General features: G+C 62.6%; 7 protein-coding genes. 3 read left to right on the top strand and 4 right to left on the bottom strand.

Annotated elements, in window-relative coordinates; all coding sequences use genetic code 11:
* Window positions 1–1,055 (bottom strand): type VI secretion system Vgr family protein (locus H597_RS0116400; RefSeq protein ID WP_028103087.1); only part of this gene is annotated, 1,055 nt, incomplete at its 3' end.
* Window positions 1,056–1,211: 156 nt separating this feature from the next.
* Here H597_RS0116400 and H597_RS0116395 point away from each other — a divergent pair.
* Window positions 1,212–1,754, top strand: coding sequence for a TRAP transporter small permease subunit (locus H597_RS0116395; RefSeq protein ID WP_028103082.1), 543 nt, complete (start codon window positions 1,212–1,214; stop codon window positions 1,752–1,754).
* Window positions 1,751–3,475 carry a TRAP transporter large permease gene (locus H597_RS31245; RefSeq protein WP_051293859.1) on the top strand — a complete coding sequence of 575 codons (1,725 nt, stop codon included), beginning with the start codon at window positions 1,751–1,753 and terminating at the stop codon, window positions 3,473–3,475. Before H597_RS0116395 ends, H597_RS31245 begins: the two co-directional genes overlap by 4 nt.
* 18 nt (window positions 3,476–3,493) lie before the next feature.
* On the opposite strand, the gene H597_RS0116385 is transcribed toward H597_RS31245, so the two are convergent.
* From H597_RS0116385 to H597_RS0116375, 3 genes are read right to left on the bottom strand one after another with little or no spacing between them, the layout of a single operon-like run.
* Complete coding sequence (locus tag H597_RS0116385) at window positions 3,494–3,967, bottom strand: DUF4124 domain-containing protein (protein WP_035374482.1); 474 nt, start codon at window positions 3,965–3,967, stop codon at window positions 3,494–3,496.
* 7 nt (window positions 3,968–3,974) lie between these two features.
* Window positions 3,975–4,355 carry a glyoxalase superfamily protein gene (locus H597_RS0116380; RefSeq protein WP_211232056.1) on the bottom strand — a complete coding sequence of 127 codons (381 nt, stop codon included), beginning with the start codon at window positions 4,353–4,355 and terminating at the stop codon, window positions 3,975–3,977.
* Between the two features lie 40 nt (window positions 4,356–4,395).
* The gene (locus H597_RS0116375) at window positions 4,396–5,058 is read right to left on the bottom strand and encodes a hypothetical protein (protein WP_028103085.1); all 663 of its coding nucleotides are present in this window, start codon (window positions 5,056–5,058) and stop codon (window positions 4,396–4,398) included.
* A 349-nt stretch (window positions 5,059–5,407) separates the two neighbouring features.
* Here H597_RS0116375 and H597_RS0116370 point away from each other — a divergent pair.
* The coding region (locus tag H597_RS0116370; protein ID WP_035374484.1) for a M4 family metallopeptidase at window positions 5,408–7,041 on the top strand (1,634 nt) is incomplete at its 3' end.

Raw genomic sequence — 7,041 nt, 5'->3', positions numbered from 1 at the left:
TATTCGTTTTCATGCTCGCCCAGGTCCAGCGGGCCGTTGACCAGCTTGAAGCGGGTACCGGCGCGCAGGGTGCGCACGGTGCTGCGCACTTCCCACGGCTGGCTGCGCGCTTCGCGTGCCTGCATCTGCAGGAGGGCATAGCGCTGGGCGTCGTCGCCGTCGGTGAAGGCGTATTGGCCTGGGTAGTCGAAGCTTTCCGGCAGTTGGGCGTGGCGGCCGAAGTCGCTGATGCAGGTCGGCACTGTGCTGCCGATCAGGCTCTTGGCCTTGTAGTCGTAGCTGTAGATGGTCACGCTGCCCGGGGGCATGCTGCGCTCGCGGCGCAGCGACTGGATCGCGTCGGCTTTTTCCAGCGCGCGCGCCGAGTGGTAGCGCAGGCCGAAGCCGGATTTGCTGCTGGCGTCCTCCGGGGTGGCGGTGACTTCGCGGCTGTCGGCGAACAGCATCAGGATTTGCGCTTCTTCGCCGTCCTGCAGGCGCCAGGCGATACCTTCTTCCGTCAGCAGGCGGCGCACGAAGTCGTAGTCCGATTCGCGGTACTGGCAGCAGTAGCTGCGCGGCGGAATATCGGCCAAGGCGGCGCGTGCGTCTTCGCTCCACTGCCAGTTGGCGTAGGGGGCGTGCGCCTGGAAGACTTCGTCGACGATTTCCGCCACCGATTTGTCCTGCCATACGCGGCTGTTGCGCACCTGGGTCAGCAGCCACAGCCAGGACGAGATGCGCAAGCGGTAGCGGGCAAAGCCGCCTTCGCTGCCCAGCAGGCCGGCCTGGCTCACGTAACCGTGGAAGGCGCTGCGGCCGCCGTCGGCCAGGCTGGCGAGGAAGGTCGCAGGCTGGCCGAGCAGGGAGCGCAGGTCGATGGCGGCGCTGGTCGACAGGGCGATTACTTCGCGCCTGGCCAGTTCCTGCAGGCCGTCGTCGGCCAGGAAGGCTTCGACCAGGAGGCCGCCGCCGACGATCTCCTCGGTTTTCGGGAGCCGCAGTTCATACAAGCGGCTAGCGCTGGTGAATTGTGCCAGCGCGGCGTATACCTGCTGGATAAGCGCTTTCAGCATAGAGATTGCCCAAGTGCAATAATTATCAAATTGCATACAATAGCAGAATTGGCAATTTCGTGGCGTACACATCGCGTGCACTGGGGACATGGTACAAATTGCAAGGATTCTCGGCTAATATCCTTTCAACAATTAATCCAGATAACAGGAGATGTAATGCAGGGTTTTCTCAGACTCTCGCATTGGCTTGACCGCCTTGGGTATCGCTGCGGGCAAGTGGCTAATGTGATGATCCTCGTCTCATGCTTCGTCAGCGCCAGCAACGCCATGGTCAGGTATGGCTTCAACTGGAGTTCCAACGCCTTCCTGGAAATGCAGTGGCAGCTGTTCGCCGCCGCCGTCATGCTGGGCGCCAGCTACACCTTCCAGCGCAATGAACATGTGCGCGTCGACCTGATTTACGGCCACGTCTCCGAACGCAAGCAGATGATGATCGACATCTTCGGCATCATCTTCTTCCTCTTCCCTGCCTGTATCCTGTTTACCTGGCTGTCCTGGGAGGCCCTGTTCCTGCCGTCCCTGGCACGCTGGGAAGGCTCCGGCAACTCCGGCGGCCTGCCGCTCTGGCCGATCAAGATCATCGTGCCGGTCGGCTTTGCCCTGCTTACGCTGCAGGGCGTCTCCGAGCTGATCAAACGCATCGCCCACCTGTTCGGCAAGGCCGAGCTCGATAGCAGATACGAAAGGCCGGTGCAATGATTCCTACTGAAATGATGCCGCCGCTGATGTTCGGCGGTCTGGTGGTGTTCATGCTGGTCGGCTTCCCCGTGGCGTTCTCGCTGATGGCGGTCGGTCTGTTCTTCGGGGTTATCGCGATCCTGCAGCACAACTTCAACCTGCCCTTCCTGCAGGCCGTGCCCCAGCGGATCTTCGGCAGCGTGCTGGCCAACGACCTGCTGCTGGCGATCCCCTTCTTTACCTTCATGGGCGCGATTCTGGAAAAATGCCGGCTGGCGGAGGACATGCTCGACTCGATGGGCCGCCTGTTTGGCAGCGTCCGCGGGGGCCTGGGCTATTCCGTGATCATCGTCGGCTTCATCCTGGGCGCGATCACCGGTACGGTGGCGGCGCAGGTGATCGCCATGGCCATGATTTCGCTGCCGGTGATGATACGTTACGGTTACCACATGCGCTATGCCACCGGCGTGCTGGCCGCTTCCGGCACCATCACCCAGCTGGTACCGCCCTCCCTGGTGCTGGTGGTGCTGGCCGACCAGCTGAAAACCCCGACCGCCGCCGCCGACGTGGGCTCCATGTACCTGGGCGCCTGGGGACCGTCGCTGGTGCAGATCGGCCTGTTCGCCCTGTACACCTTCATCCTCACCCGCATCAAGCCGGAATGGCTGCCGGCCGCGCCGCAAAACGAACTAGGCCCGCGCGGCTGGGCATTGTGGAAGCAGTGCCTGCAGGGCATTGTGCCGGCTGCGGTGCTGATCTTCATGGTGCTGGGCACCATGATGCTGGGCGTGGCCACGCCGACCGAATCGGGCGCCATGGGTGCGCTGGGAGCGGTGATCCTGGCCGTGATCCGCCGCCCGGAATTCACGCCGCGCGACCGCGCGATTTTCCGCGTCGGCATGCTGGCCATGCTGCTGGCCGCCCTCGTCGGCGGCCTGAATTACGACCGCGAGACCGGTATCGCGCCCAACGTCAAGCCCGTGGTGCAGGCGGCGCTGGCCGTGCTGTACCTGAGCGTGGCGTGGCTGGTGCTGCGCGCCAGCCGCATCGCGGCGCTGCGCGAGCTGATCGTCCTGAGCTACCAGTCCACCATGCGCCTGACGGCGATGGTGGTGTTCATCCTGATCGGCTCCACCTGCTTCTCGGTGGTGTTCCAGGGGGTGGACGGCAGCCTGTGGGTGGAGCATCTGTTCACCGGCATCCCGGGCGGCTGGATCGGCTTCCTGCTGGTGGTGAACCTGTTCGTGTTCTTCCTGGCCTTCTTCCTGGACTTCTTCGAGATTGCCTTCATCGTGGTGCCGATGCTGGCGCCCGTGGCGCAGAAAGTCCTGGCGCCGCAGCTGGAGCCCATCATGGGCAGCCCGGAGGCGGCGGCATCAGCCTCCCTGGTGTGGTTCGGCGTGATGCTATGCGTGAACATGCAGACCTCCTTCATGCACCCGCCGTTCGGCTTTGCGCTGTTCTACCTGCGCGGCGTGGCGCCGAAGGAGGTGAAGTCGTCGGATATCTACTGGGGCGCCCTGCCCTGGGTCGGCCTGCAGATGCTGATGGTGCTGCTGGTGGCGGCAATGCCGCAAACGGTGACCATGTTCCTGGACCGCACGACCGGCGGCAAGGTGGAATCGGGCGACCTGCGCATCGAGCAGCCGGCCGCGCCCGAAGCGCAGCCGGTGCAAAAACAGGATGAGGATCAGCAGCCGGAACTGAACTTCTCCCAGCCGGAGGACGAGAAGAAGAAGTGACCGGCCGGGGCGGCCTGCTTAGTCGAGCGGGCCGCAGGCCGCCTTGGTGAACTCGGACTCCAGCTTGTCGATCTCGTCCTGGGTCTTGCCCATGGCTTCGAGCTGGGAGTTGCGGCGGTTTTCGTTGCGCCGCCCGTACAGGTCTTCGCGGCGCGAGCGCAGCTTGTCGCAGTCCGGCTTTGCCAGGCGCTTGCTGTCGCCCGCTTCCTTGGCCTCCGCCTCCTTATCGGCCTTGGCCTTGTTTTCGCGCGCTATACGGTTACTCTCCGCAAGCTGTTTGACGCGCTCCAGGTCTTCCTGCGCGCGCGCCTGCGCCGCCTTGGTCTGGGCCGGGGTTGGCGGAGGCGGAACGTCGATGGTCTCCCCGCCTTTGGCGCATGCCATGGACTGGTAGGTGATTTTGCCGTCGACCTTGCATTTAAACAGCCCCTGCGCGCCGGCCTGCGATGCGGCGATCATGCCGAGGACTGTAAACAACAGCGCTTTCTTCATTTGCGCTTTACTCCCAATGGGTTTGAGTCAGAAACTTAAGCCGGTTGTTATCTGGATCGAGGACGGACATCGCGCGCAGGTCGGCGCCCAGCCCGTTATTCGGGACTTCCTCGACTTCTACGCCGTACTCCATGAAATCTTCGTACAGCGCATCCACATCCGGAACATAGAAGTGTACCAGCCCGCCGGGCTGGCAGTCGCCCGTATGCTCTGACAGGAAGATTTCCATGCCGTCGAAGGCCATCGAGGCGAAGGCGGGCAGGCCGGGTTCGAACTGGTGCGTCCACGCTTCGCGAAAGCCCAGCGACTCGTAGAAGGCCTTGCTGGCCGCATAACTGGCCACCCGCAGCGCCGGCACCACCCGCTGCATCTCGCGCTTCACACCCATGCCGCTTCCCCTGTAGGAATGCCCTACAGGGAAGTGTACATCAATGTTTGTGCGCGATCATATTGGACAGGACACTGAAGGCGGCGCCCGTGTGTTCCTTCTCCAGCAGCAGGGTGAGTTCGGTGTGCGTCGAGATCAGGTTGATCAGGTTGACCTTGTCCCACGCCAGCTTCTTGAGAATGGCGTGGTAGATGCCCGGCGTGCGCCAGGAATCGGCGGTCAGCTGCAGCGTGACGGCATTCAGGTTCTCCAGCCGCGCCAGCAGGCGCTCGCTGGCGAAGATCTGCTCCACCATGCCGATGAACGGCCGGCTGCAGATCACCACCACTTCTTCGCTGCCGCGGGTCACGGTCAGGTACAGGCCGTGGCCGGTACCGGCGCGTTCCAGCATCTGGCGGTGACAGTCATCGATGCGGTCCGAGCGGCGGAAGGTGAATTCGACCAGATCGGTGCGCGCGGTCAGCTGGCCCGACTGCTGGGCCAGCACCAGTTCCTGCGTATCCTTGTCCGGCAAGCGCCCGGCCACGCGGCGCAAGGCCATGACGACGGCGGCCTGGCCGACCGGCTTCCACAGGTCGTTCTGGAGCTGCGGCTGCAGCTGGCGCGCCAGTTCCGACAGGTTGATCAGGCCACGGCGCAGACCTTCACTCAGGAAGGGCGACTCCGCAACAATCCTTTCGACTTTGGTAGATATAGACAACATAAGTGATTGCGCCCTCACTAAGTAGCACCTCAACTGAACGACGGGCTAGTGTAAATCGCAAAATTCAACCAGTGCAACACCGTTGTGACAAATTGATACATATTTGTGTTGTGTCAAACCCGAAACTAGAAAAACCCCTCTATTTCGTTGTAACTCGCCTACAAAACCCGCCAATCGTGCGCCTTTTCGTTGCCGTCCAGAGTAGTTGAGCGACTACGAACATGTAATCAAATGTCTCAAATTGAACAAAAACTGTCATGTTGACTTATTTCATGATTTTTTTGACTCGAGCAACAAACAGGCCTAACTTCCGGCTCTCCCAACAATCTTGAAACTCACTAGGAGAGTTATGAAACTTCGCAAAAGCCTGCTGGCCGCAGCCGTAGCAGCCTCTTTCGCCCCTGCATTTGCAGGCGTCCTGCCGGAAAACCTGATGGCCGCACCGGCCCAGCCGATGAGTGTTGCAGCCAAGGCCAACCTGGCAGCGCGCCTCGACGCGCGCCGCGCCGACGCCGGCCTCGATAGCGAGCATGGCTACAAGATGCGCGAACAGCACCCAGGCGCCCACGGTCAGCGCATCCTGCGCGCCGACCACACCTTCCAGGGCCTGCGCGTGTACGGTTCCGAGTCGGTCGTTGTGACCGATGAAAACGGCGACATCGTCAGCGAATCGGCGTCCGACCGCCGCAACGGCCTGGACTCTTCGCGCGCAGCGCGGGTCTCCGCCAAAGGCGCGCCTGAAACCAGCCCAGCCTTCGATGCCGACGAAGCGATCCGCATCGCCGTCTCCCGCACCACCGGCAAGACCCACCGCACCAAGCCGGAAGCCGAGCTGCTGATCTGGCCGGTGATGAAGACCGTGCGCACTGCCGCCGCCGCCAACAAGGCCGAAAGCGCGCTGAATGCAATGGACGTGCAGGACGTGGTCGACCACTACGAGCTGGCCTACCTGGTCAAGACCCGTATGAACAAGAACAACCGTCCGGTCTTCCGCGACACCGTGATCAACGCCACCACCGGCGCCGTGATCAAGCAGTGGGACGCGCTGCAAAGCGTAACCGGCGTCGGCCACAGCCAGTATAACGGCGACGTGCCGATCCAGACCACACTGTCCGGCTCGACCTACAAGATGCTCGATTCTTCGCGCGGCGTAGGCGGCACCTTCGGCGGCATGGCGATCACCAACGCCAACCACTCGCCGGAATCCAACCCGCAGGCGGGCTCCATCTACACCAACAGCACCAACACCTGGGGCGACGGCCAGCAATACATCAGCGGCGGCAGCACCACCAACGCCAACGGCCAGACCGCCGCGGTGAACGCGCTGTGGGGCCTGATGAACACCTACGACACGCTGAAGAACGTGGTGGGCTGGTCCTCGCTGGACGGCAACAACACCGCGACCTACATCGCCGTCCACGTCGACAACAACTACGACAACGCCTTCTTCGACCCGAACTGCAAGTGCATGTACATCGGCGACGGCACCGACTTCTACAGCCTGGGTTCGATCGACGTGATCGGCCACGAAATGGGCCACGGCGTGACCGACGCCACGTCCAACCTGACCTATTCCGGTGAGTCGGGCGGCCTGAATGAGTCGAACTCCGACATCACCGGCGAAATGGTGGAAGCCTATGCCCGCGCCGGCGGCACCGGCACCAGCGTCCCATCCGGCAACGACTGGATGATGGGCAAGGAGATCGCCCGCAACGGCCAGCCGCTGCGCTGGATGTGGAAGCCATCGAAAGACGGCTCGTCGAAGGATGCCTGGAGCAGCACCCTGGGCAACCTGAACGTGCACTTCTCCTCCGGCCCGAACAACCGTATGTTCTACTTCCTGGCCAACGGCTCCAATGCTTCGTCCTCGAGCGAGATGTACAGCTCCTACCTGACCAAGCAGCCGCTGGCGATGACCGGTATCGGCAACGACAAGGCCTTCCGCATCTGGTTCAAGGCCAACACCACCAAGTTCACCGCCTC

It is taken from the genome of Pseudoduganella violaceinigra DSM 15887 (assembly GCF_000425385.1).
Lineage (GTDB): Bacteria > Pseudomonadota > Gammaproteobacteria > Burkholderiales > Burkholderiaceae_D > Rugamonas > Rugamonas violaceinigra.
This window is presented reverse-complemented; position numbering and strand designations above follow the sequence as displayed.